Genomic DNA, 24,728 nt, shown 5'->3' on the forward strand with positions numbered 1-24,728 from the left:
GTGCTCAGTCCTGGCCCCGGGGGGTCCTTCCGCGCCGCTGGAGCGCCTGCCGGCGGGCCTCCGCGCGCGACTGGTGCTTCACGTCAGAGGTGGGCTCGGGGCGTGCCTCGGCCTGCAGCCTGCGGGCGAGTTCGTGGATGGTGGGATGTTCGAAGAAGTGGGTGATGGGGACGTCCTGGCCCAGCGCCTCGCCCAGCCGCGAGCACGCGCGCACCGCGGACAGCGAGCTGCCGCCCAGGTCGTCGAAGAAGTGGGCATGCACGTCCACGGCGGGCAGCCCCAGGGCCTCAGCCCAGGCGCGCGCCACTGTCTCTTCCAGGGGCGTGCGAGGCTTGCCCGCTGGTGACACGGCGAGCGACGGCCGCGGCAGCGCCCGCACGTCCACCTTGCCCGTGGCCAGCAGCGGGAGCTCCGCCACCGGGACGATGTCGACCGGAATCATGTGCTCGGGGAGCTGCTCGCGCAGCCGCGCCCGGAGCTCTCCCGGTGGCAGGATGTCTCCCGGCGGTGGCACGACGTACGCGACCAGCCGCGGCTCGCCGTCCACGGAAGGACGCCACGCGGTGACATGGGCCTGGCGCATGCCGGTCAGCTCGCGCAGCGCCGTCTCCACCTCGCCCGGCTCGATGCGGAAGCCACGAATCTTCAGCTGCGCGTCCGCGCGCCCCTGGAAGTCCAGCCTTCCATCCGCGCGGCGGCGGGCCATGTCGCCCGTGCGGTAGAGCCGGGCCCCAGGCTCGCCGCCGTGGGGGTCGGGGATGAAGCGCTCGGCCGTGAGGTCCGGCCGGTCCAGATAGCCACGGGCCACCGACGGCCCGCCGACGTACAGCTCGCCCGCGACTCCCACCGGAACTGGCTGGAGCGCCTCGTCGAGCACATAGGTGTCCACATGGGGCATGGAACGCCCGATGTTGGGCGGCCCCACTTCATCCGGAGCGATGACGCCCCAGGTCGCGCCCACCGTCACCTCGGTCGGGCCATAGCCGTTGTAGAAGGCGCGGCCCTCGGCGAAACGGGCCACGAGGCTCGCCGGACACGCCTCCGCGGCCACCATGAACATCGACAGGTCCGGCAACGGCCCATCCGGAAGGAGCGCTGCGACAGGGGGAGGCAACGTCACCGAGGTGATGCGCTGCTCGCGCAACATCCGGTACAGCGCGTCACCCGCGGGGGGACCACCGGGCGACAGGTGCAGCGCGCCTCCCGAGGCCAGCGCCAGGAAGTAGTCCCACGCCGACATGTCGAACGCGGGCGAAGCGAACTGCAACACCCTCGAGCCGGGCCCGACAGGCAGGTCCGACACCATCGACTCGCACAGGTGTGCGGTGCCGCGGTACGGCACCATCACGCCCTTGGGCTTGCCCGTGCTCCCGGACGTATAGGTGATGTAGGCCACGCAGTCCGGAGGTGGATCGCCGGCCTCCCACAGGGACATGTCCGGCATGTCGTCGCCTTCGCCGTGCGCCTCCCATGGCAGCAGCGTCACCCCCTCGGGCAACGCCAGGCGCTGCGCGTAGCGCTCCTGGGCCAGCAGCACGCGCGCGCCGCAGTCCGCCAGCGTCCACGCCACGCGCGCCGGGGGATACGAAGGCTCCTGGGGAACCACCGTGCCCCCGGCCTTCAAGATCGCGAGGAAGGCGACGACCTGCTCGGGGCTGCCGCGCTCCAGCAGCGTGCCGACGCGGACCTCCGGCCCGACACCATGGCGTCGCAGGCGCGCGGCGAGCCGGGCCACCCATGCCGCCAACTCACGATAGGACCAGCTCGACGCTCCCGCGACGAGCGCAGGCGCCTCCGGCGTCTTCGCGGCCCAGTCCTCGATTCGGTGAACGATGCCGGGCACGAGCGCGCCCCGCGTTTCCTGTGTCCTCCGCCCCAGCGCCAGCAGGGTGCGGCGCTCATCGGGAGCGAACAGGGGCAGGTCGCCCAGCGGCACCTCCGGCTGCGCCACGGCGGCATCCAGCAGCGCCCCCAGGTGGCGCGCCATCTGCTCGGCGGTCGTGGCGTCGAAGAGGTCGGCGCAGTACTCCAGTCTCGCCACGAAGGCCCCTTCCAGCTCCGCCACCATCAGCGCGAGATCGAAGGCGGCGCCGGGATGGCTCAGGGGGACGGACTCGACTGTCAGGTCATCGCCCAGCCGGGCGCTCGCGCCCGAAGCCCCGACGGCGAACGCGCCCAGGAGCTCGTTCTCGGGACGGGGGGACTGCAGGGCGAACATCGTCTGGAAGATGGGCGCGCGCGACGGGTCACGCCGCGGCTGAAGCTGCTCGACGAGCCGCGTGAAGGGCAGTTCCTGGTGCTCCAGGGCCTCCAGCACGGTGGTTCGAACCCGCGCCACCAGACCAGAGAAGGACAGCGTGCGCGGCACCCGGGCGCGCAGGGCCACGGGGTTGATGAAGTAGCCCACCTGTCGCGACAGGTCCGCTCGCGGTCGGCCCGTGGTCGGCGTACCGACGATGAGGTCTTCCTGCCCCGAGTAGCGCCGCAGGAACGCCAGGTAGCCGGCCAGCAGCACCATGAACGGCGTGGCGCCGTGCGTCCGCGCCAGGGCCTTGAGCCGCGTGGACGTCTCGCGAGGCAGACGGAAGGCCACCTGCGCCCCTCGGAACGACTGGAGCCTGGGTCGAGGGAACGACGTGGGCAGCTCCAACACGGGCAGCTCGCCCCCCAGGCGCTCACGCCACCAGGCCAGGAGCGCTTCGCCCTGCGCTCCCGTGGACCGCCGCGCCAACGACAGGAGGATGGGAGCCACGGGTGGCGGCGGCGGCGACAGACCGGACGGCGTGCCTCGGACCTCCGCTGTGTAGAGCGCGCCCAGTTCCCCCGCGATCACCTCCAATGACCAGAAGTCCGTGACCAGGTGGTGCATGGCGAGCAACAACACGTCCCCGCGTGGCGCACCGGTGTAGAGCCGGGCGCGCACCAGCGGGCCCCGCTCCAGGTCGAAGGCCTCCCGCGCATCCGCCTCGAGCCGCTCACGCAGCGCTTCATCCGTCCAGGTGGACGCCTCCACCCGCGCCAGCTCCGGCGGCGCGACACAGGTTCTCCTCGCTGGCGCCCCCTGCACCTCGGGGAACGCGGACGACAACGCGGGGTGACGGACAACGAGCGCGGAGAACGCGCGAGCAAGCGCTCCGGCGTCCACTGGCGTGACGAAGCGCACCGCTTGGGACACGTGGTAGGCCTTGCTGCCCGGAGCCATGCGCTGGAGGAACCACAATGCCTGCTGGCCATCGGAAACGAAGGCCGCGGAGTCGCCGGGCATGACGGCCGGAGCCTCGGGTCGCGCCTCGGCGCCCTCGGTCCGGGCCCGCTCGACCCACCGCGCCAGCTCGCGGAGGCTCTGCCCCTGGAGCACCGCCGTGATGGGTGGAGACACGCCCCATGCCTCGTCCACGGCGTGCAACACCTCCAACGCTCTCAGTGAGTCGAGCCCTTGGTGCATCAGGGGCACATCCACGCTCAGCGCCGGTCCATTCGCGCCAAGCAGTGACGCCAGCCGGGACCGGAGCACCGCGAGCACGTCCGCCGCTTCGAGTGTCGCGTCAGGCCCGATGACCAGGGACGCCGCCGCGGCGTCCTCCTTCCATCCGTGCACTTCGTCCAGCGTCCCCGCCAGGAAAGCCTCACGCGTGGCGCGCCGCTGCACCTTGCCGCTCGACGTCTTCGGCAATGTCCCGGCGGCGATGAGCACCACGGCATGGACGGCCAGGCCATGCGCTTCGCCCAGCGCCGCGCGGATGCTCGCGACGACCTCGGCCGCCGCTTCCGGCGTGGCGACCTTCGCGGCGACCTCCTGCACGATGACCAGCCGCTCTTCGTCGCCGGCGTCCACCGCGAACGCGGCACCGCACCCGGGACGCACGCCGGGATGGCAGCGATCCGCGGCGTGCTCCAGGTCCTGCGGGTAGTAGTTGAGGCCGCGCAGCACCAGCACGTCTTTCAAGCGGCCGGTGATGAAGACCTCGCCGCCGTCGATGACCGCCAGGTCTCCGGTACGCAGGTACGGGCCCTCCCCCGAGCCCGCCAGCCGGCCATGGAACGTGCGCTCCGTTTCGTCGGGGCGCTGCCAGTACCCAGCCGCCACGCTCGGACCGCGCACCCAGAGCTCGCCCACGCGGCCCGGCGCACATGGACGGCCGGTTTCCGGGTCCACCACCCGCACGTCCTGGCCGCCCAGCGCCTGCCCGCATCCCACCAGCGCTGTCGCTGGAGCGTCCACCTCGGGGGCCCGCGCCTCGCCGCGCAGCAGGCCGTCACGAGAGAACCGCCGCACCACCGGCACCGCCGAGCGCGTCCCTCCCGAGACGACCAGCGTCCCCTCCGCCAGCCCGTAGCAGGGATAGAAGGCCTCGCGCCGGAAGCCCGCCGGGGCGAACGCCTCCACGAACCGATCCAACGTGTCCGCGCGTACGGGCTCCGCGCCGCTGAACGCCACCTCCAGCCGGCTCAGGTCCAGCGCCGCGCGCTGTTCGGGCGTGGTCTTGCGCACGCACAAGTCGAACGCGAAGTTGGGCGCGCCGCAGACCGTCGCACCGAAACGCGACATCGCCTCCAGCCACCGCAGCGGGCGCTGGAGGAAGGTCATGGGGGGCAGCAGCACCGACGGGATGTCGCGGTACAGCGCCTGGATGAGCCCTCCAATCAGCCCCATGTCGTGATACGGCGGCAGCCAGAGGGCGGCCACCGGCTGGGGGCGGGTGTCGAAGCCCCGGGCAATCAACCACGAGTTGTGCAGCAGATGACGGTGCCGCAGCACCACGCCTCGTGGCGTCCCCGTCGAGCCCGACGTGTATTGCAGGAACGCCACCGAGTCGCCCCGCAGGACTGGCGCGCGCCAGGCCTCCGCTTCGTGCGGGGACACGGAGTCCGTGGCCAGCCAGCGCAACGCCCGCAAATCGGGCGCCCCCTCCGTGAGGGGCTCCACCATGTCCGCGATGCCGGAAGTCGTCAGCGCCACCCGGGCGCCACAGTCCGCCACCAGCGCCTGGAGCCTGGGCAAGGTGCGGCCCAGCCGCATCGGGTCCGGTGGATATGCGGGCACCGCCACCACACCCGCGTAGAGACACGCCAGGAAGCCCAACGTGTAGTCGCGGCCCGGCGGGTACAGCAGCAACGCGCGCTCACCGGGCGCCAGGTGTCGTTGTAGCAGCGCCGCCACCGCGCGAGCGCTCGCGTCCAACTCCGCGTAGGAGAGGGCATGCTCCCCCGCCTCGTCGAGAAACGTATAAATCCAGTCGTCTGGCTGCGCGCCGGCGCGAGCCCGACACATATCCACGAGGGTGACATCCTCTGGGCAGACGAATTCGGAGGCGGGGTCGGCGCGGGTCGGAAGGTGCATGTCGAGAGTCCCGAAGCACTGCCTGGAGGCACCGCCCGGAACGCCGCGTCACATCCCCTGCTGGAAGCACGAGGGGCACGCTCCGCATCGCTCCGAACAGCGCCCCTTGGAATCCGGTTCTATCTACCGGATTCCAAGTAACCAGAAAAGGCCTGGTACGCGCGCGACCCCGTCTTCCACGGTATGAGCCATGACACGCCTGGTGACACAACGAGGCGCGCCGCCATCCACGCTGAATGAATGAGGAACCAACGGAATGAAATACACCAACCTCGGACGCACGGGTCTTCGTGTGTCTCGTCTCGGCCTGGGCTGCATGAGCTACGGCACGCCCAAGTGGCGCCCCTGGGTGCTGGATGAAGAAGCCGCGCAGCCGTTCTTCCGCCGGGCGGTGGAGCTGGGCATCAACTTCTTCGACACCGCGGACATGTATTCACTGGGCGCGAGCGAGGAAATCACGGGTCGTGCCCTTCGCCGTTACGCGCGCATGGACGAGGTGGTGCTGGCCACCAAGGTCTACTTCCCCATGGGGGACGGGCAGAACATGCGGGGCCTGTCGCGCAAGCACATCGTCCAGGGCTGCGAGGCCAGCCTGAAGCGGCTGGGCGTGGAGGCCATCGACCTCTATCAGATTCACCGGATGGACCCGAACACGCCGCTGGAGGAGACGCTGGCCGCCCTGGACCAGCTCGTGCGCCAGGGCAAGGTGCGCTACCTGGGCGCGTCCTCCGCGTATGCGTGGCAGTTCGCGCGGGCGCTGGGGGTCGCGGACCTGCGCGGCTGGACGCGCTTCGTGTCCATGCAGGGCCACTACAACCTCGTCTACCGCGAGGAGGAGCGGGAGATGCTGCCCCTGTGCGAAGCCGAGGGCATTGGTGTCATCCCCTGGTCGCCGCTGGCCCGCGGCCTGCTCGCGGGCTCTCGCAAGTCGCTGAAGGACCGGGACGCCACCACGCGGGCGAAGTCGGACACGCTGTCACCCATGCTCTATGACCAGGCCAGTGACTGGGACGTGGCGGAAGCGAACCGGAGCGTCGCGGAGAAGCGCAACGTGCCTCCCGCGCAGACGGCCCTGGCCTGGCTCCTCTCGCGCCCCGCGGTGACGGCGCCCATCATCGGCGCCACGAAGCTGGAGCACCTGGAGGATGCGGTGCGCGCGGTGGACCTCAAGCTGACCTCCGACGAAGTGAAGGCCTTGGAGGCCCCCTACCAGCCTCACGCCGTGCGTGGACTCTGAGCATGCACCCGGGCCCGCGGCGTCATGGACCCTCCACGCGCCGGGCCCGCGCTTCACCCGTGAGCCGCTGCCGCAGCCACGCCGCCGCCGACCGGAGATCCGCTTCGAAGTGGATGCGCGCCTCCGCCCGCGCCCGGCCTTCTGGAAGCCGAAGCACTGCTTCGGGGTCAAACGTGGCCATCCAGCCCTCCGCCCACCGCGTGTCCAACAGCTGCCCCCGGCTCAGGTGCATGCGAAACCCCACCCCCAAGAAGGCCTGCGCCGCCACGGGCCCCAGCGCGATGATCATCCGAGGGCGGACCTCCGCCACCACGCCCTCCAGCCCATGACGGCAGGTGCGCCCTTCCCCCCGCGCTGTCGGAGGGAGCACCCCGTGCCGCGAGCGGCATCCGTCCCCGCACGGCCGCACCACCCGGCGACTGGAACGCGTGAGCCCCGCGCGGCCCAACACGACCTCCAGGAGCGCTCCCGCGGAACCCGCGAAAGGCGGCTCCGCGATGTCCACGGGTGAAGCCCCCACCAGCAGCAAGGACGCGCGCTCCGCGTCCGCCCGTGGGGGCGAATGGGACGCCGCCAGCCCTACCCGGGCGCGTGCCCACTCCGGCAGCGCCCCGCCTTCCTCGAAGGTCAACCGCTCCCGGTCCCAATGCGCCCAGGCGTCTGGCGTGAACAGGCTCCAGGAGAAGGCCGGGAAGCGGCGCACGAGGAACGGCGCCACGTCCCGGACGATGAGGTGTTCGGGCCGGTACCACGCGACATGGTGTTCGCGCCCGTCCCGCCACACCCGGCGGAAGCGCAAGGCCGCCATCAGCGCCTGCGTGTCCCGCCGCACCGCCTGCTCCAGCCACCGCAGTCGCCGCACGTCCGCGTCGTCGTGACACTCCAGCAGCGACGGCTCTCCATGGGTCAGCCGCCACAGCACGCGGTACAGCAGCGCCCAGCGCGCCGGCTCGCGGTGGCACACCACCTTCTGCGCCAGCCCCACGAAGTCCCGAGGCACCCCGGACGCGGCGCGCCCCCAGGCCTCCCAACGCGCGGCCTCCAGCCACATGCCCTGGCGGCCACGCGTTTCCTCGAAGTGCACCCGCTCTGGAGGTTCGCCCCGCGCCAGCAGCCCCCGCGCCACCACCCGGAAGGACGCCAGGTCCGGCGCCACGAAGACCCGCGTCAGCCCACCGTCCCGGTGTCTGGCCGCGAGCCGTTCCCCCTGCGCGCCCCGGACCTGCGACCACCGGGCACCGATGACAGGCCTCAACTCCTGATGGACGTCCATCCGGGCATTCCTACCTGCCCGGTCTGACATCCGCCGTCCCGCCCGTGACGTCCTTCCGGCCCCTGGCGGCTCACGGGTCGCGCGCCAGCGCGTCCACCTGTTCCTGGACCTTCACGGCGTCGGAGAAGAAGTCATCCATGGGCTCGGTGCCCACCAGCCGGAAGGCCGGCGGCAGGAGCGACCGGCGGAAGCCCAGCTCCGTGCTGAAGGACTCGTTGCCCAGCCATTCATCCGCCCGCGACAGCGCGCCAAACGACAGCGTGACGACGGCGATGACCCGTATGAGCCGCCCCGGCTCCCAGCGCGTCACGTAGCGCAGGTGCCAGTAGAGCCCCCAGGCCATCAGCGACAGGAAGGCGACGTGGTGGGCCCAGGCCAGGTTGCCACTCACCCCCAAGCTGAAGCCTACCAACGTGAGCAGCGGCTGGATGACGACGGAGCCCAGCAGCACCAGCGCGGCCACGGTGGCATGCGTGCGGTAGTGGAACTGGCGCCGGGCGATGCGGCTCGCCACCGACCAGCCCCCCGCCCACAGGAAGGTGATGCCCAGCGGCACCACCAGCGCCACCGTCAGCTCCCCCCAGTCCGTGCGCCCGTAGTTGGCCAGGTAGCCTTCCAGCAGGCTGGCGCCCAGGAGGGCCTGCAGGGCCAGGGAGAAGTAGCGGGGCTGCTCGAACACGCGCGGCCTCGGCGCGGTGGGCGCCGCCGCCACGACAGTCTTTTCCACCGGGTGACCGCGCGCGCGGAAGCGCAGCACCGTGTCCCCCACTGACACGCGGGTATCCGTGACCAGCTCCAGCTCGGCCAGCTGCGCCCAGGGCTCCACGCGGTAGGTGCCGTTCTGGCTGCCCACGTCGCGCAGCACCAGCGTGCCGTCCTCGCGGCGTTCGATGCGCAGGTGCTCGGCGGAGACCTTCGGGTCATCCAGGATGACGTCGTTGCCGTAACCCCGGCCGACGTTGACGGGGAAGCGCTCCAGGCGATGACGGGCCTGGACGGAGTCCCCTTCCAACACCTCCAGGAAGATCACTTCGTCCACGACAGCCCCTCCAGGTAGCGGCGCGCCAGCTTGCGGCCATTGTCCGCGGTGAAGCCAGCCAGCGTGAGCGACGTGTCCACGCCGCTGGTGCTGGCATTGAGCGTGGCCGCGCGCAGCACCAGGTCATAAAGGCCGGGGAACTTCCGGTAGGCACGCATGCACAGCGCGGCACGGACGGGCAGGCCCGCCACGTCCACGAACTCCGACTGGCAGCGGTAGTTGGTGACATCCTGCCGCGTGGCCTCCACCGCGTCCGGGTCCTGTGAGAAGAGCGCGCTGTAGAGCGCGGAGAAGCGCAGCGCCCCCAGCTTCTGGCTGGTGGCGTGTTGATGAAGGAAGGCCACCACGCCCGTCCGGTGGCGCGAGGACACGAAGATGTCCTCCTCCGACGAGCACTGGTAGTTCGTCACCGTGTACGGCACCTCGGGGTCATGCGGCGTGTCCCCCCAGCACTTGAGGAACGTGCCCCAGCGCCCCGGCACGCGGTAGCTGCCCAGCGTCTGCTGCGGCACGGGCGCGCCCAGCAGCCTTTCGGTGACGCGCTGCTGGTTGTCCAGGAGCTGCGCGCGCACGGTGGCCAGCAGCGCCTGCGCGCCGGAGTCCTTGGCTTCCAGCGCGCGGACCAGCAGCGCGCGCGCGTGTTTCACCGGCACCAGGAAGCCCACCTGGTTGCCCATGGTCGCCACGTTGACGCCCACCACGAGGCCCTCGCCCGTGAGCGTGGGGCCGCCGCTCATGCCCGGATTGATGGCCCCGCTGAAGTGCAGCCGCTCATAGAGCGCGTCGTGGATGAAGCCGTTGTACGTCCCCTCCACGATGGTGGTGCCCAGGTCGCGCGGATTGCCCATGGCGAACAGGCGCGCGCCCTGCGGCGGCTCGCGGTCGTCCAGGTCGAAGAAGCTCTGCACCGGGGTGGCCGTCTGGATGATGGCCAGGTCGTGCACCACGTCCACGTCCACCAGGCGCACCGGCACGGGCTCTGCGCCGCCCTTCAGGACCAGCTCCGCCGTGTAGTCCTCCGGGTGGATGACCACGTCGGAAATCACGTGGTAGTTCGTCACCGCGTGCCCGGCGGCCGACACGAAGAAGGCCGAGCCGATGGACGAGCGCGTTCCAGAGCGCCGCTCGATGATGCGCACCTGCGCGACCTGTCCCTCGATGCGCTGGAACAGCTCGTGCGTGGCGGGTGGCAGCGTGCTCAAGGGCACGGCGGGCGCTGCTTTGGGGGTGCCAGGTGCGGGAGGCGGGCTCGGCTCCGCCGGAGCCACCGGCGACTGCGTGAGCACCGCTGCGAGGATGAAAGCGAACATGGATGCGGCGCACCCTACTCCACCGCGCCCGCCGACGGACGTGCAGCCTCATGTCCCGCGCCAGGCAGGCGACCGGGCGGTCCGTCCACCCATCGACGCAGGCCTGCGCCGCCGGTCCATGGTCGCACCGCGCGCGGGGTCCCCATCTTCGCCCTTCGGGTGGGGGAGCCGGCATGCGTCACAGCCAGTGGTGCGGCCGGCGCGGACCCGCGGCGCGATGGCGGAAGGTGGCGCTGCTGTTGTCCCTGCTGCCCTCGCTCGCCCAGGCGGCGGAGCTGCCCGCGGATGCGCCACGCGCCGGGGACGAGGAGGACGCCGCCCCACCTCCCCGGCCCCGCCAGTTCTGGTGGGCCCTGGGTGAAGTGACGGCCATCAACCTCACGGTGTGGGGCTTCAACCGATACATCATGAACAAGGACTTCGCCCGGGTCGGCCTGGACGCATGGCGAACGAACCTCGAAACGGGGTTCGTCTGGGACACGGACGATTTCAGTACCAATCAGTTCGCGCACCCCTACCACGGCAGCATGTACTTCAACGCCGCCCGGGACCACGGCTTCAACTACTGGGGCGCCATGGGCTTCACCCTGGTGGGCAGCCTCCAGTGGGAGTTGTTCGCCGAGAACCATCTGCCCTCCTTCAACGACCTCATCAACACCACGATGGGTGGGTGGGCCCATGGAGAGGTCATCTACCGGCTGTCCTCCATGCTGCTGGACCAGCGCGCCACGGGAACCCGGCGCGTCGCCCGCGAGGTGAGCGCCGGGTTGCTCAATCCCGTCCGTGGCTTCAACCGCGTGGTGCGCGGAGATGCCTGGCGCAACGCGCCCACCCCGGAGGACTGGCAGCCACCCGTGTTCGCCGTGCTGACGCGCACCGGCTACCTGAACATCGACGCGGGCACGACGCTGAACCAGTTCTTCGCGGAGCTGGACCTGCGCTACGGCGATGCCCTGCGCTTCCCGGTGGATGCGCCCTTCGACGCCTTCAACATGGGCGTGCAGTTCACCACCGGCGAAAACCGACTCATCAGCCGCGCCGAGGTGAAGGGCGCGCTGGCGATGCTCCCGCTGGAGAACGGAGGGAACGAGCGCGTGCTGCTCGGCGCCTTCCAGCACTTCGACTACAACGACACGCAGGCCTACGAGCTGGGCGGTCAGTCGATCGGCGCGGGGCTCGTGTACCGGTACCTGACGCAGGAGGGCCGTGAGCTGCGCCTGGCGCTTCATCTGCGAGGCGTGGTGCTCGCGGGCATCACCTCCGAGTACGCGGACAAGGTGGGCCGCGACTACGACTACGGCCCGGGCCTGGGCTTCCACCTCGAGGCGTCCTATGGGCGCTGGCCCTGGGAGTACCTCAAGCTGCACGCGGGCACCACGTGGCTGCACACGCTCAACGGCGCGGACGGCAACCACCTGGTGCATGAGGGCACCTTGCTGCTGGACGTGCCGTTGTTCGCCAACCTGGGCCTGGGCGCCAGCTTCACCTTCTTCGAGCGAAACAGCTTCTTCCGCGACTTCGATACCGTCTCACGCGGAATCCCGCAGGCCCGGGTGTTCCTCTCCGTGCACTGACCGTCCACGCGGGGCACATGCCAGAGCCCACGTAGGGCTGCTTCGGTCGCGCACGGCTACGACGTGAGGTTGCCCGCCGCGTGGCGCAGCCGCCGCCGGCGCCACGCCGTGTACGAGACGACCAGCGCTCCGGCCAGGGTTCCCGCCAGCGCGCCCAGCACCCGGCGTGGGACGGGACCACCCGCGCTCGGCGGTTCGTGGCGGAAGGTCTCCAGCGAGGCGCGCACTTGCGGCTCCAGCGCCTGCCACCGCACCGCGGGCGCGCTGACCATCACCACGGCGTGCTCGCCCTCCGAGGCCAGGCCCGCGACGAGCACCGTGCGGACCTGCCCCGCCTCGCGCAGCGTCCCCAGCACCTCCACACGCGGTGTCACCCCGCCCAGGCGCTCCACGCGTTCCGCGGCAAGCGGGAGCCCCAGCTCGCGCTGGTAGTGCTGCATCACCGCGGACGCGAACTCTTCCCGGTCGGAGGGGCTCGCGCTGAAGCCGCGCCCCACCACGGACACGAGCAGCGTGGCTGCGTCCGGGCCCTCACCGTCGGTGAGGGCCGCCGACAAGGCGCGCGGCGCGTCCGGGTCCAACGCCACCGCGCCCACGCGCGAGCCGGCGTACTGCTCCCACCGCACCATGTAGAAGCCTTCCGGTGGGCGAAACGAATAGCCATCCCGGCGCAGCTCCGTTCCGAGCGCGCCCGGCAGCGTCAGCAGTCCGACGGCCAGGAAGATGGCGTGCACCGGGGCATCATAGTCGCCCACCCACGCCCGCGCCCGCCCTCCCGGAAGCCGGGTGACCTCGCGACCTCAACGCACGGCGTGTGTGCACTGCGGGGCTGGGCTGACGATGGAGGCTGGCCCGGAGTGATGAATCGGGCTGTCCGAAAGCGCTCGCTCACAAGGACATTCGTGCGATTCGCATTTCGAGCTCGGGAGGCAATGGCGGAAGCGGAGGCCGTCCCCGCTCGTGCAATCGCGACGGGCTGCCGGGAGGGGAAGGCGGAGGCTTTGGCCAGCCCGGAGAACCCGCGGGCGCGTGTGGTGGACTCGGTGCGTCGACCGGCGGCGCCGCCGGTGCCGCGATCAAACGCCAGGGGCACGCGGTGAACGTGCCGGATGGCCGCTACGACACCGGCGGGGGCCGCATTCGCGGCCCCGTCATGCCTTGAGGTGCTGGCACCGCCGCTACTGGCAGGTCACCGGGTCCTTGCAAGAGTACGTCAGCTGAAAGAGCGCGTGGTGGTCGCCATACGGCGTCTGCTCGCAGCGCAACTCCTGCTCCACTGCGTTGCAGTATCCCGCGGGGCATGCGGCCGAGGCCGCCGCATAGGCCTGCTCCCGAGCGGTCTCCATGGCACGGTGGCAGCGGAGCGGATGATTGACACCTCGGGTCACGACGTACCTCTCACCGCCGCAAATACAGGGTGCGGCACAATAGGTGTAGCCCTGACCACAAAACACCCAACCTCCGTTGCTGTCCCCCGAGAGACACAGGCCGTCGGTGGCACCACAGGACACTGGGGCGGCTCCCGGGCATTGACGGGTCACCGTGCAGGTCAGGTCCTGCTCCGTCTCTCCGAGCCGGATTTCATCCTCACCCGGTTCCCCCACATTGCACGCAGCCAGAGCTACGACAGCCAACACGACACCGCAGCGCCAGAGTCCTTCGAAGTGGGTATGCATCGCCGGGACGCTAGTGGCGGCCGCGCCAAGGCATCCATCGTGGGAACCCGCATCGCGCTGGCGCATCGGAATGAAGAGAGGTATCCACGCCCTGGATGCAGCAGCGATTCTCGGCGCCCTGTTCGCGGGCCGCCCGGCCATCGCGGCGCCACCGACGCTCGCGGCCGGTTAACCACAACGCACCTTGCCAGCCATGCTCCAGCCTTTTCAGTGCACGACCACGGACCGCCTGCTGCTTCGCGCCGTGCGCGACAGCGATTTGGACGCCGTGTTCGCCCTGCATGCGGATCCAGAGGCGAACCGGTTCAGCGTCTCCGGTCCCATGCGCTCACAGGAGGAGGCGCGTCGGCGGCTGACACTGTGGCTGGACGACTGGTCCCGACACGGCGTGGGCTACTGGGCGGTGGAGCGGCGCGAAGCCCCTGGTGACGTCGTGGGCTTCGGTGGCGTGCGCCACAAGGTGCTCGAAGGACGCCCGGTCCTGAACCTCGCCTATCGCTTCACCCCCCGGACCTGGGGCACCGGGTACGCGACGGAGATGGCCCGCACGGCCCTGGCGCTGGTCCAGCGTCACCTGCCCGACGTGCCCCTGGTCGCCATCATCCACCCGGAGAACGGGGCCTCCCTCCGCGTCGCGGAGCGCAGCGGAATGCGGTTCGAGCGCGTCATCGACTACGAGGGCACGCCCAGCCGGCTCTACGTGCCCGCACCGCCGTAACGCCCTGCCCCTCGACCCCAGCCCGAGCAGTTCACCGCCGAGGGCGACAAGAGGAGCTGCTCGAAAAGCTGGCGCTGGAGTTCACGCGCTGAGCATGCGCGTTGGGCTCACTCAAGCGCCGCGATCCGGTACTCCCCCTCTTCGAGCACCAGTCTGACGGCGCGTTCGTCGCCCAGTGGGAACACGGCTTCACCCGCGCCGATGCGGACATGGGTATTGAGCGCGAGCCGGGCGCGGCGGAGGCGTTCCCTGGCCAGGGGGTCGCGCTCGAAGTCCTCGCGAAGGCGCTCCGGGGTGTAACGCGCGCGCAGGGGCCCGGCGAGCTGGCTCCAGGCGGCGTTCCAGTCACGGGCCTCCACGCTGTCGATGAATTGGCGAAGGGCCGCCCGAGGCACATCCGCGGGCCGGGCCTCGACGACACGCCAGCCCTGAGGGGACTGCGCGACCGTCAGGGAGGGCGCTCGCGCCTCGAGGAGCGACGCGCCAGCGCGGACGTCCGCGGCCCTGGTGCTGCGAGCCCCCGCATCCGAATAACGCTCCAGGAACGCCGCCTCCTCCTCGGGCCCGCCGATGGTCAGCGCGAACGCGTCCTCGACACGCCCTTCCTCGAGGGCGCGGGCATACGCCTCCGCGACGGAGGCAGGCTCTCTCGGCGTGGTCGCACAGGCTGTCAGCAGGAGACAGAAGACCAGGGAACGGTTCATGCGCATCGCGGGGAGAATACCTTCCCGGGCACGCCGGCCAAGCGTCTCACCCTGGCGTGCCTGGCCGGGCGCCGCGGCGCTGCGCCCGCTCCGCCTTCGTCACCTGCTCCAGCAGGTCATGGAGCCGTGGCTCCTCCACGGGCTCGATGAACTGGACGGTATGCCGCCGCCCCTCCTCCTCCACGGTCAGGGTGAAACGGCGGGCATCCGCGGCGCCTGGAGCCGGGGTACCCACAACGGGAGGCAGTTCGAAGAAGCGGGCAGCCTGGACGCTGTGCCGCAGCGCCTCCGCCTGCTCTGGGGGCAGGCTTGTCAGGTCCACCGCCCTGGGCCGAGCCAGCCCAGGGAAGTAGGCCGGCCCGCCTTCACGCTTGATTTCGATGCGCATGGCAGCCGCAGCGCAGACCTTACGCCCTGGGGGCGCGCCCCGCCTGTGTCGAAGGCCGGGTGACGGCGCCGACGAATGACGGAATGCCGATGCCAGGCTTGGGGACGCGGATGCCCACCTGCTCCCAGGCATCCCGGACCGCGTCCGCCTCTTCCCCGGCGCCATACAGGCGCATCGCGGACATCATGGTGATGCGCGCGAAGTCGAGGAAGCCCATGTCGGGCTTGATGTGTGAGTCGCGAATGGCGTCGTACCAGATGCGCCCCGCCCGCTCCCAGGCATAGCCGCCCAGTTGCGACGCGACCAGGTAGAACGCCCGGTTGGGGATTCCGGAGTTGATGTGCACGCCTCCGTTGTCCTCCCATGTACGGACGTAGTCCTTCATGTGCCCGGGCTGCGGGTCCTTGCCCAGCACGTCATCATCGAAGGCCGTCCCCGGATTCTTCATGGAGCGCAGCGCGACCCCCTCCACGTTGCCAGTGAAGAGCCCCTTGCCGATGAGCCAGTCCGCCGCATCCGCCTTCTGCTGGAGCTTCATCTGCCGCACCAGCGAGCCGAAGACGTCGGACATGGACTCGTTGAGCGCACCCGCCTGGCGGAAGTACCAGAGCGGCCCTTCGTCCTCGGTGACACCGTGCGCGAGTTCGTGCGCGATGATGTCCGGGCAGATGGTGAAGCGGTTGAAGAGGTCGCCGTCCCCATCCCCGAACACCATGCGCCGCCCATCCCAGAAGGCGTTGTCGTAGTTCTTCCCGTAGTGGACAAAGGCCTGCAGCGGCATCCCATCTCCATCGATGGAATTGCGCCCGAAAATCTCCCAGAAGAAATTGAAGGTGTCTCCCAGGCCGTCATAGGCCTCGGTGACCGCGATGTCCTCCGTCGCCGCCTGCCCCTCGAAGCGAACGGGCGTACCTGGAAACGCTTCACTGTTCCTCAGGTCGTAGATGGTCCGATGCAGCGCTGATTCCACCATCATGGCCCTGGGGCGGGTGACGAGCGTCGATGGGGTCGTTCTGCTCCCCGCGAGCCGGAGCGCACGGAACGTCGAATCCGTGGAAAGCGTCCGCAAGGCCCGCTCACGTTGCTCGCTGGAGCCGTTCTGCGCGATGGAGCGCGCCAGGTAAGGCGGCAGGATGCAGTGAATGGAGTGTCGGTGTCGTGTTGGGTGGAACATGACGAATCCCTCTGCTGAATGGGCTCAGCCAAGAGGGTAGGAACGCCGGACCTCCCTTCGGGCGACTCGGCCGCGCACGGGCTCCGCCGTCCTGAAGGAGCACAGGCACGCTCGGCATCCCATGGCGAACTCGCCCCCTCGTTTTCCAGGGCGTCTCCCTGTTCGCCATTCCCATGCGAACAGCGCCCCCGAGCAGTGACACCGCACGCGGCCAGCGTCTATTCCTCCGCGACGTCATTGGTGAAGGGGACGGGGAACATGGCGAGCACGATGAGCCGATGTCTCAGGGGCGTGCTGTTCGGAACCGTGCTGCTCTCCAGGAGTGCGGCGGCTCAGGACGTTCCGGCACGACTCCAGGAGTCCTTCGGTCCGGTGCTGAACTTGAGCGGGACGCCCACCTTCAACTTCGAATTCCAGACAGCCGTCGCCGACAGCAACGTCTACATCGTGTGGAGTGATACATCGTCCCTGGACGTCACCCACGTATACCTGCGCAGGAGCTCGGACCAGGGAAAGAGCTTCGAGCCTCCCCTGAGGCTGAGCAACAACACCGGGTCCGCCTACCTCCCCACCGTGGTCGCGGAGGGAAAGAAGGTCTACGTCGCCTGGCACGAACAGGGCATCCAGTTCCGCGTGAGCCACGACAACGGAAGGAACTTCGACCCCGCGGTGACCCTGGCCGCGCACGGACTTTCGCCCCGGCTCGCTGCCGAGAACAGCGATGTGTACGTGACATGGACCGAGCCCACGGGCGCGCGGTCCGCGACCCAGCGCTTCCGGGCGAGTCACGACAAGGGACTGACCTTCGGCCCCACACTGGCGCTGGATGACCGTCATGGCACCGGGGTGACGGAGATGACCGCGTCCAACAATCGCGTCTACATGGTGGGCGACGACATCGACGCGGATGACCGGCCCGACGTGTACATGAGGACCAGCCCCGACGAGGGAAAGGCCTTCGCACCGCGTCTCAACCTCAGTGCCGGCGAGGGCCCGGGGCAGCCGTCACTGCTCGCCCGCATCGCCGTCAAGGACCAGAAGGTCCACGTGGTCTGGGAGGAATGCAACGACCTCTTCCCGGACACCTGCGCCATCCTCTACCGCCGCAGCACCGACCGGGGGACGAGCTTTGGACCCACCCAAGCCATGGGTGGGGGCCAAGGCTTCGCGCTCGCTCCGGACCTCGAAATCTCGGGTCAGCACGTCTTCGTGGCGTGGCAGGACGACAGCCCCGGCAACTTCGACATCCTCCTGCGCGCCAGCAACGACCACGGGGCCACGTTCTCCGCGCCACGCAACCTGAGCCTCACCCCGGGATACTCCGGCTCCGTCAGCCTCTCCGCGGCCCAGTCGCATCTGCGCGTCGCGTGGGAAGACACCACCACCGGCTCGGTCGACATCTTCTACCGGGCCAGCGGTGACCTGGGCGCGTCGTTCGCGCCCGTGACGAACCTGAGCAACACGCCGACGCGCTCTTCCGCGCCACGTGTCTTCGCCTCCAGCGGCGGAGCGCATGGCTACGTGGCCTGGCTGGAAGACCTGGCCAACGAAAACACCGACGTGTTCTTCCGCCGCACCGAGGCGAAATAGCCCGGGCCCTGCCTGCGCCTATCGCAGGCCCGTCTGGGTCATCGACACAGAGGACACCTTGTCGTGCCACGAGCCCCCGGGCATCGCGTTGACGTCACTCACGTTCTGGGACGTGGTGAAGCAGCGGCCCGCCAGGTTCGCATGCTCGCACAGCGTCGCCTGGTACGGCCCCAGCACGGTGACGGAGCTCAGCACGTCGTTGAACCCCACGCTGCGCAGATCGCCCACGCTGCAGCCGAGCCAGACGAGGTTGCCCTCGAAGTTCGAGTGCTCGTAGAGGTAGACGCCTTCCGAGGCGGAGTGGCCCTGGACCGCGTACGTGTAGTCACCCGACGAGAGGTGCGCGCCCCTGCCGTAGTCCGAGTACGCCCAGTTGCTCAGCCCACCCGGAGACTGCTTCACCAGCACGGACCAGCTCTGGAATGGGAACCGGGAGCTCAGGCGGCCATGCAGCGCGAGCGCCCTTGCCGCCGCGTTCCCTGACAGGCCTCCGAGCTGCCCTCTCACGTAGTTGGACAGGAAGTCCCTGCCCACCACGCTCGTCACCGAGCGCGTCAGATAGGCGATGTGGGTGTAATCATCGATGGCGTCGGACTGGTAGAAGTTCCCCTGGTGGCTGATCCACCCGCCCCAGGACTTCTTCAGCGCGGCGATATGCCAGTTGCGCCCGGGCACGGCGTTGTGGACGAAGTTCCGAATGCCGTGCCACCGCTCCTCCGCGTTGCCACCCATGGTGTGCGCGGTGTTCCTGAAGATGACGTTGAAGTCATCCGGCAGCCACGTCGTCGAGGACAGGAGACGGAAGTTGAGGGCCAGGATGGCGTCAATCAAGCCCGCTCCCGGGAAGTCCATCATCAGGATGCCCGCGCGCTGGACGTGCCCCGCCACCAGGTGGTCGATGGCGAAGTCATTCACACCGCGAATGGCCATCCCGTCTCCGCCGGCCACCGTGAAGGGATGCGCGAGCGCGGAGGCGCCACTCAGGAAGTTGACGAACAGCGTGGACGGCGAGCCCGTGTTGGTGCGCCCCAGGTGCGCGCGGACCTTGTTCCACTTGTCGTCGATGTCGAAGATCGTGGACACCGTCCAATCGTCCTGGAGGTCCAGCCCTCCCCAGGGGATGCCGTAGGCACCACCGCCAAAGCCATCCAGGATGACAATCTTTCCGCGGACCTCGCCCAAGGCAGGCACGTGGCTCCCGGTCCAGATGTAGGGCCTGTAGGCGGGGTTGTTCCGGTACGCCTCGTACGTCGCGGCGAAGCTGCGCGTGACGTTCTCCTCGGTGTGCTCCTTCTTCACGCGCATCACCAGCGTCTCGCTGGGGTTCGCGTTCAGGAACTGGATGGCGGTCTGAAGCACGTTGTCGAAGTTGACGTGCAGGTAGACGACGCCGTGGTGGATGGTGAAGCTGTCCGCGATGTGCCGGCAGCGGATGTCCAGCGCGCGGATGCCCGCGTCGAGCTGACGGCGCAGGTCCAGGGACTGCGTCTGCGTCAGGGAGCCGCCGTAGGACTGATACGCCATCGTGTCATGTGTCCCCGGCAAGGACAGGGCGGCGAGGCTCGTCGAGTCGGGAACCCAGTTCATCCAGTTGGGATGATGCGTCTCGATGCTGCCCGAATCGTTGTAGTAGCGACCTCGCGCGGAAGCGGGGGAAGAGCTGGCAACAAGCCCCACGGCGAGCATCGCCACCGCGTGGCGGAGGCGGATGAAGGGATACGACGTGTCTGACATGGATGGCGTCCGGGAATGAGTCGCGACAGCATCGAGGCACGCCCAAGACTAGACGCCAAAATGGAATATTTGGAAAAGCAGGGTAGCCACGGCGCACCCTGCCCAGCATCCCGCCGCGCACCGGAGTGCCCTCGCAGCCACTGAGGTCCATCCCGCGAAGGGAGACGCTGATCAGATGACAGCCCGGCGGCCTCCCGGAGTCCGAGCCGTGTCGCGGCGTCTCCCTGCGTGTTCGTTGTGACATCCCCGCGCGGCGCGGGTAACCTGCCCGGGAGATGAACCCCGCCGCCAGGGCCGACATGGAGTCACGTGCCGATCGCGCCCTGCGCCGCGGCGAACTCACCGAAGCGCTCGGCCTGTACGAGTCGCTCGTGCGGGCCTTCCCGGCCGACGCGGGGCTCGCCCTCAAGCTCGCCAACGCGCGCGAGCTGCTCCAACCCGCGGAGTTGGAGGTGCTCGAAGCCGCCCGGGCCGAGGCCAGCATCCCCCTCCCTGTGGGCCCTTCCTCCCCCGTCCAGGAAGGCGAGCGCCTCTTCGCGCTGGGCGACTATGCGGGCGCCGCTGCGTGCTACCGGCGCGCGGTCCAGGAACGCCCGGACAGCGAGCTGCTCAAGGAGCGGCTGATCGAGCTCTATGGCCTCGCGAAGGCCATGCCCCTACAGTCACCGACAGATAGGGCACTCCCCGACAAGCCGGAGCCTCGGCTCCAGGCCCTGCTGGACCGGGTGGCCTCGCGCCGCCGCCTGAAGCGGGACTGAGGAAAAGGCCCGTTTCCACTCACGAATCTGCCCTGGCCGGTGATTCGTGCGTTGCACCCCCGGGGCCCCCCCCCTACAATCAGGTCCGACGTTTCTGTCATGGTGAAGCACCCTCCCTCTGACACCCGCGTCCGACCTGTATGCCCCGTCCCATGAGACTTGGAGTCCTGACCGGCGGTGGCGACTGCCCCGGCCTCAACGCACTCATTCGCGGCCTCGTGAAGCGGGGCACGCACGAATTCGGCTACGAGTTCGTGGGCATCGAGAACGGCTACATGGGGCTGGTGGAGCCAGGGCTCGCCCACCCGCTCACCGAGGAGGACACCCGCGGCATCCTCCCCAAGGGCGGCACCATCCTGGGCACGTCCAACAAGGCCAACCCCTTCAGCTACGCGACCCGTGAGGATGGGCACTGGGTGGAGCGGGACGTGTCCGATCAGGTCCTGCTCCGCTGCGAGGAGCTGGGCCTGGACGGGCTCATCGCCGTGGGCGGCGACGGGACGCTGTCCATCGCCCACCGGCTCGTGGAGAAGGGGCTCAAGGTGGTCGGCTGTCCGAAGACCATCGACAACGACCTGTCCGGGACGGATCAGACATTCGGGTTCGACACCGCGCGGCTCATCGTCACCGAGGCGCTCGACCGCCTGCACTCCACCGCCGAGGCCCATGACCGGGTGATGGTCGTGGAGATCATGGGCCGCCACGCCGGCTTCCTCACCCTGGAGAGCGGCATCGCCGGGGGCGCGGACGTCATCCTGATTCCGGAGATTCCGTACAGCGTGGAGTCCGTGGTGGAGAAGATCCGCCGCCGCTCCACCCGCCGTCGCAGCTTCTCCATCATCGCCATCTCCGAAGGCGCGTTCCCCCAGGGCGGCGAGCTGGCCGTGCTGGACACGGCGGAGGCCATTCCCGGCCGGGGCGTGGTGCGGCTCGGCGGCTCGGCGAAGGTGCTGGCGGACCTGCTGGCCCGGCACATCGAGGCGGAGATTCGCGTGACGGTGCTGGGCCACCTCCAGCGCGGGGGCAGCCCCAGCGCGGCGGACCGGGTACTGGCCACTCGCTACGGCTGCAAGGTGCTGGACCTGGTGAGCGCGGGCCAGTGGGACCACATGGTGGCCCTGCGCGCGGGCGAAATCATAGCGGTACCCTTGAGCGAGTCGCGCAAGGAGCGCCGGGTGGATCCGGCGGGTGAGCTGGTGCGCTTCACCAAGAGCATGGGCATCAGCTTCGGGGACTGAGGGGACCGCCAACACGCCATGACGACGCTCGTCGGCCGCCATATCGGTCGCTACCGCATCCTTGAGCAATTGGGCTCGGGGGGCATGAGCGTCGTGTACAAAGGGCTCGACACCGCCCTGGACCGCGAAGTCGCGGTGAAGGTGCTGCACCCGCACCTGGCCGGCAAGGACGAGTCACGCCGGCGGCTGGCCCGCGAGGCCCGCGCGGTGGCCAAGCTGCACCACCCCAACATCCTGGAGGTCTTCGACTTCTCCGCCGCGGACGCCCAGGACGCGTTCATCGTCACCGAGTACATCCGCGGCCAGACGCTGAAGGCGTTCATGGACGAGGGGCCCATGGACCCGCCGGAGCTGGCGGCCATGGTCATCCACGAGCTGGCCGCGGCGCTGGCGCACGCGCACGAGTCCGGCGTCATCCACCGCGACCTCAAGCCGGAGAACGTCATGGTGCGCGAGGACGGCGTCCTCAAGCTCATGGACTTCGGCATCGCGCGGCTGATGGACATCGAGGAGCGGATGACCGTCACCGGCACGCTGGTGGGCTCGCCGGCCCACATGGCCCCGGAGATCATCGAAGGCCTGGAGGCGGGCCCCACGGCGGACGTCTTCAGCGTGGGCATCATGTTCTACGCGGCGATGACGGGACGGCTGCCCTTCAGCGCGCCCAACACCACCGCCACGCTCAAGCGCATCCTGGACGGGGACTACGAGGACGCACGCCGGCGCGTGCCCGCGCTGTCGGACGAGCTGGCGGACATCTGCGCCATCTGCCTGCAACGCGACCCGGAGCGGCGCTACCCCGACGCGGCCCGGCTGCGGGACGCCCTGGCGGACTACCTGGCCGGCCTGGGCTTCGCCCGCGTGGGCGAGGAGCTGGTGTCGTACTTCGCGGACCCGCCGTCGTACCGGAAGCTGGCCCGGCAGCGCATCGTCGCCACCCTGCTGGAGCGCAGCGAGCGGCAGCTCGCGGAGAAGCGCACCCCGCGCGCCCTGGCCAGTCTCAACCAGGTGCTGGCGCTGGACACCACCAACGCGCGGGCGCTGGCGCTCCTCAAGGGCATCCAGCGCGCCCAGCGCATCAAGACGTGGCGCCGCCGGGGGCTGCGTCTGGGCGTGGGCGTGGCCGCCGCCGGACTGCTGGGACTGGGCGGCTGGAAGGCCCGCCACGCGAACGACGCCGAAGCCACCACCCCGCCCGACGCCACCACGCCCGGACAGGTCGCGGCCACGCTGCCTCCGGCCCCGCCTTCCGAGCCGCTCGCCACCGTCGCGCCTCCCGACACCACCCCGGCCCCGAAGGAGAGCGCCGGGCGTCCCGGCCCTGGCACGTCGCAGCCGCCCCGCCCGGCTTCGCGCGCGGTCAAGGGCACGACGGCACCGGGAGGCCTGACGCCGCGGACGGATGGCACGCCGGCCGTGGGCGGTGCCGTTCGCGCCATGGGCACACGCCCCGCGGCCGAGGACGAGGAAGCACCGCGCAAGCCGCTGGTGCGCAAGCTGCCTGTGTCCATCCTGGTGCGCCCCTATGGCAGCATCCGCGTGGATGACGGCGCGGCCAGCGCCCAGCCGCTCCAGAAGCATGACGTGGAGGTGACGCCGGGCCGGCACACCGTCACCATCTCCTGCGACTACTGCGAGGACGTGGTGGACACCATCGACGTGCAGCCGGACGGCGACAACGTCTTCCACCTGCGCGCCCAGCCCAAGGCGTCCCGCCTGTCGGTCGACTTCGAGCCCGCGGGCGCGCTGGTACGCGTGGGCGACGAGTTCCGCTCCGCGGAGGACAGCGTGAAGACGCCCTTCGAGGTCCGCTCCCCGCGAGGCCCCGCGGGCTTCCAGCACACCGTGGTGGTGGAAGTCTCCCACCCGGGATACGTGCCGGAGCGTCGGGTGGTGCATCTGCGGCCGGGCGAACCCACCACCCTGCGCGGGAGCCTCCGCCCAGAATGAGCCGCTGCCTCCCGCTCTTGCTCACGGCGCTGATGCTGCTCGCTCCGGGCACCGCGCTCGCCCAGGACGCCGGTGACCCGGAGGTCGCCGCGCTGCGCGCCAGCTTCGAGTACGGCAAGTACGCGGAGGTGATGGACCGCGCGGCCTCGCGCATCGACCGGGGCAGCCTGGACGAGGACGACCTGGCGGAGCTGCACAAGCTCGCGGGCCTGGCGGCCTTCAACCTGGGCCGTACCGACGACGCCCGCCGTCACCTGCGCGCGCTGCTCCGGTTGGATCCAGACTTCAGCCTGGACCCCTTCGTCGTCCCGCCGCCCGCGGTGGCCTTCTTCGACACGCTCAAGGAGGACATGGACACGGAGCTGGACTTCCTGCGCCAGGAGCGGCGGCTGCGTCAGGAGCGCGAGAAGGCGGAGGCCGAGCGCCGCGAGCGCGAGCGCCTGGAAGCCGAGGTGCAGCGCCGCCGCGCCGAGGAGCTGGCGTCCCAGGTGACGGTGCGCACGGTGGAGAAGCGCAACTTCCTGGTCAACTTCGTCCCCTTCGGCGCCGGCCAGTTCCAGCAGGGCCGCACCAGTCTGGGCATCGTCTTCGCCGCCACCGAAGGTGTGCTGGCGGTGACGAGCATCATCTCCTTCTTCGCCTACGAAGGGCTCTTCGAAGAGCGCACCATCGACTTGGACAACGTGCTGGACCCGGACGGCCGGGCCTCCGTCACCGTGCGCTACATCCCCACCAGCCGGGCCCGGCAGCGCGACGCGTGGCAGTTGCTCAAGCTGTCGTCGGCCGCGGGCTTCTACGCCATCTACGCCGTGGGCGTGGTGGACGCGCTGTTCCACCACGAGGACCAGGTGGTCCGCAGCACGGTGGAGCCTCGCGCCGAACAAGCCGCGGAGCCGCCCCCCCGCTCCACTTCCGCCCGCGCGACGGCACCGAAGACGTACACGCGCGTGGGCCTCTACCCGACCCGCGGCGGACTCGGCGCCGGTCTCACCCTCTCCTTCTGACGGAGACTCCCTCCAGGTAC

18 protein-coding genes are annotated in these 24,728 nt (G+C 70.0%); 8 read left to right on the top strand and 10 right to left on the bottom strand.

The window, feature by feature from the left end; translation table 11 throughout:
* Positions 1 to 4: 4 nt before the first annotated feature.
* Entirely contained in the window at positions 5 to 5,341 is a 5,337-nt protein-coding gene (locus F8M74_RS12305; protein ID WP_141254336.1) for a non-ribosomal peptide synthetase, read from the bottom strand.
* A 256-nt stretch (positions 5,342 to 5,597) separates the two neighbouring features.
* Here F8M74_RS12305 and F8M74_RS12310 point away from each other — a divergent pair, with 256 nt between their 5' ends.
* On the top strand, positions 5,598 to 6,578 hold the full coding sequence (locus F8M74_RS12310) for an aldo/keto reductase (protein ID WP_141254335.1): 981 nt from the start codon (positions 5,598 to 5,600) through the stop codon (positions 6,576 to 6,578).
* A gap of 22 nt (positions 6,579 to 6,600) precedes the next feature.
* On the opposite strand, the gene F8M74_RS12315 is transcribed toward F8M74_RS12310, so the two are convergent.
* The 3 genes from F8M74_RS12315 to F8M74_RS12325 form a co-directional block, all read right to left on the bottom strand.
* Positions 6,601 to 7,851, bottom strand: a complete 1,251-nt coding sequence (locus F8M74_RS12315) for a DUF4130 domain-containing protein (RefSeq protein ID WP_141254334.1) — start codon at positions 7,849 to 7,851, stop codon at positions 6,601 to 6,603.
* 70 nt (positions 7,852 to 7,921) lie between these two features.
* The gene (locus F8M74_RS12320; RefSeq protein WP_141254333.1) at positions 7,922 to 8,890 is read right to left on the bottom strand and encodes an FHA domain-containing protein; all 969 of its coding nucleotides are present in this window, start codon (positions 8,888 to 8,890) and stop codon (positions 7,922 to 7,924) included.
* Positions 8,878 to 10,200: a S1C family serine protease gene (locus F8M74_RS12325; RefSeq protein WP_141254332.1), complete on the bottom strand. Its 1,323-nt coding sequence runs from the start codon at positions 10,198 to 10,200 to the stop codon at positions 8,878 to 8,880. Before F8M74_RS12325 ends, F8M74_RS12320 begins: the two co-directional genes overlap by 13 nt.
* A gap of 173 nt (positions 10,201 to 10,373) precedes the next feature.
* Between F8M74_RS12325 and F8M74_RS12330 the strand changes: the two genes are divergently transcribed.
* Complete coding sequence (locus tag F8M74_RS12330) at positions 10,374 to 11,774, top strand: DUF3943 domain-containing protein (protein ID WP_141254331.1); 1,401 nt, start codon at positions 10,374 to 10,376, stop codon at positions 11,772 to 11,774.
* Between the two features lie 56 nt (positions 11,775 to 11,830).
* On the opposite strand, the gene F8M74_RS12335 is transcribed toward F8M74_RS12330, so the two are convergent.
* Together F8M74_RS12335 and F8M74_RS12340 are read right to left on the bottom strand one after the other, a co-directional pair.
* Positions 11,831 to 12,508, bottom strand: a complete 678-nt coding sequence (locus F8M74_RS12335; RefSeq protein ID WP_141254330.1) for a hypothetical protein — start codon at positions 12,506 to 12,508, stop codon at positions 11,831 to 11,833.
* A gap of 444 nt (positions 12,509 to 12,952) precedes the next feature.
* Entirely contained in the window at positions 12,953 to 13,162 is a 210-nt protein-coding gene (locus F8M74_RS12340) for a hypothetical protein (protein ID WP_141341480.1), read from the bottom strand.
* 481 nt (positions 13,163 to 13,643) lie between these two features.
* Here F8M74_RS12340 and F8M74_RS12345 point away from each other — a divergent pair, with 481 nt between their 5' ends.
* A complete protein-coding gene (locus tag F8M74_RS12345) occupies positions 13,644 to 14,168 on the top strand; it encodes a GNAT family N-acetyltransferase (protein ID WP_163884406.1) in 525 nt (174 codons plus the stop codon).
* Between the two features lie 107 nt (positions 14,169 to 14,275).
* Here F8M74_RS12345 and F8M74_RS12350 read toward each other — a convergent pair whose 3' ends face one another.
* The 3 genes from F8M74_RS12350 to F8M74_RS12360 are packed head-to-tail and all read right to left on the bottom strand — an operon-like array spanning position 14,276 to position 16,434.
* A complete protein-coding gene (locus tag F8M74_RS12350; protein ID WP_171410391.1) occupies positions 14,276 to 14,878 on the bottom strand; it encodes a hypothetical protein in 603 nt (200 codons plus the stop codon).
* Positions 14,879 to 14,918: 40 nt separating this feature from the next.
* A complete protein-coding gene (locus F8M74_RS12355; protein ID WP_141254324.1) occupies positions 14,919 to 15,260 on the bottom strand; it encodes a protealysin inhibitor emfourin in 342 nt (113 codons plus the stop codon).
* A 19-nt stretch (positions 15,261 to 15,279) separates the two neighbouring features.
* The gene (locus F8M74_RS12360; RefSeq protein WP_141254322.1) at positions 15,280 to 16,434 is read right to left on the bottom strand and encodes a M4 family metallopeptidase; all 1,155 of its coding nucleotides are present in this window, start codon (positions 16,432 to 16,434) and stop codon (positions 15,280 to 15,282) included.
* A 270-nt stretch (positions 16,435 to 16,704) separates the two neighbouring features.
* On the opposite strand from F8M74_RS12360, the gene F8M74_RS12365 reads away from it, so the two are divergent.
* Positions 16,705 to 18,024, top strand: coding sequence for a sialidase family protein (locus F8M74_RS12365; protein ID WP_228559377.1), 1,320 nt, complete (start codon positions 16,705 to 16,707; stop codon positions 18,022 to 18,024).
* Positions 18,025 to 18,042: 18 nt separating this feature from the next.
* Here F8M74_RS12365 and F8M74_RS12370 read toward each other — a convergent pair whose 3' ends face one another.
* Positions 18,043 to 19,758 (bottom strand): phosphatidylinositol-specific phospholipase C domain-containing protein, encoded by a 1,716-nt coding sequence (locus tag F8M74_RS12370; RefSeq protein WP_228559379.1) that lies wholly within the window; start codon positions 19,756 to 19,758, stop codon positions 18,043 to 18,045.
* Positions 19,759 to 20,033: 275 nt separating this feature from the next.
* Between F8M74_RS12370 and F8M74_RS12375 the strand changes: the two genes are divergently transcribed.
* The 4 genes from F8M74_RS12375 (at position 20,034) to F8M74_RS12390 (ending at position 24,708) form a co-directional block, all read left to right on the top strand.
* A complete protein-coding gene (locus tag F8M74_RS12375) occupies positions 20,034 to 20,516 on the top strand; it encodes a tetratricopeptide repeat protein (protein WP_141254319.1) in 483 nt (160 codons plus the stop codon).
* Between the two features lie 152 nt (positions 20,517 to 20,668).
* Entirely contained in the window at positions 20,669 to 21,754 is a 1,086-nt protein-coding gene (locus tag F8M74_RS12380) for a 6-phosphofructokinase (protein ID WP_171410392.1), read from the top strand.
* An 18-nt stretch (positions 21,755 to 21,772) separates the two neighbouring features.
* Entirely contained in the window at positions 21,773 to 23,704 is a 1,932-nt protein-coding gene (locus tag F8M74_RS12385) for a serine/threonine-protein kinase (protein ID WP_141254315.1), read from the top strand.
* Positions 23,701 to 24,708 (top strand): hypothetical protein, encoded by a 1,008-nt coding sequence (locus tag F8M74_RS12390; protein WP_141254313.1) that lies wholly within the window; start codon positions 23,701 to 23,703, stop codon positions 24,706 to 24,708. The genes F8M74_RS12385 and F8M74_RS12390 overlap by 4 nt, the downstream gene beginning before the upstream one ends.
* Positions 24,709 to 24,728 lie beyond the last annotated feature (20 nt).

This window comes from Myxococcus sp. CA023 (assembly GCF_010998615.1).
GTDB lineage: Bacteria > Myxococcota > Myxococcia > Myxococcales > Myxococcaceae > Myxococcus.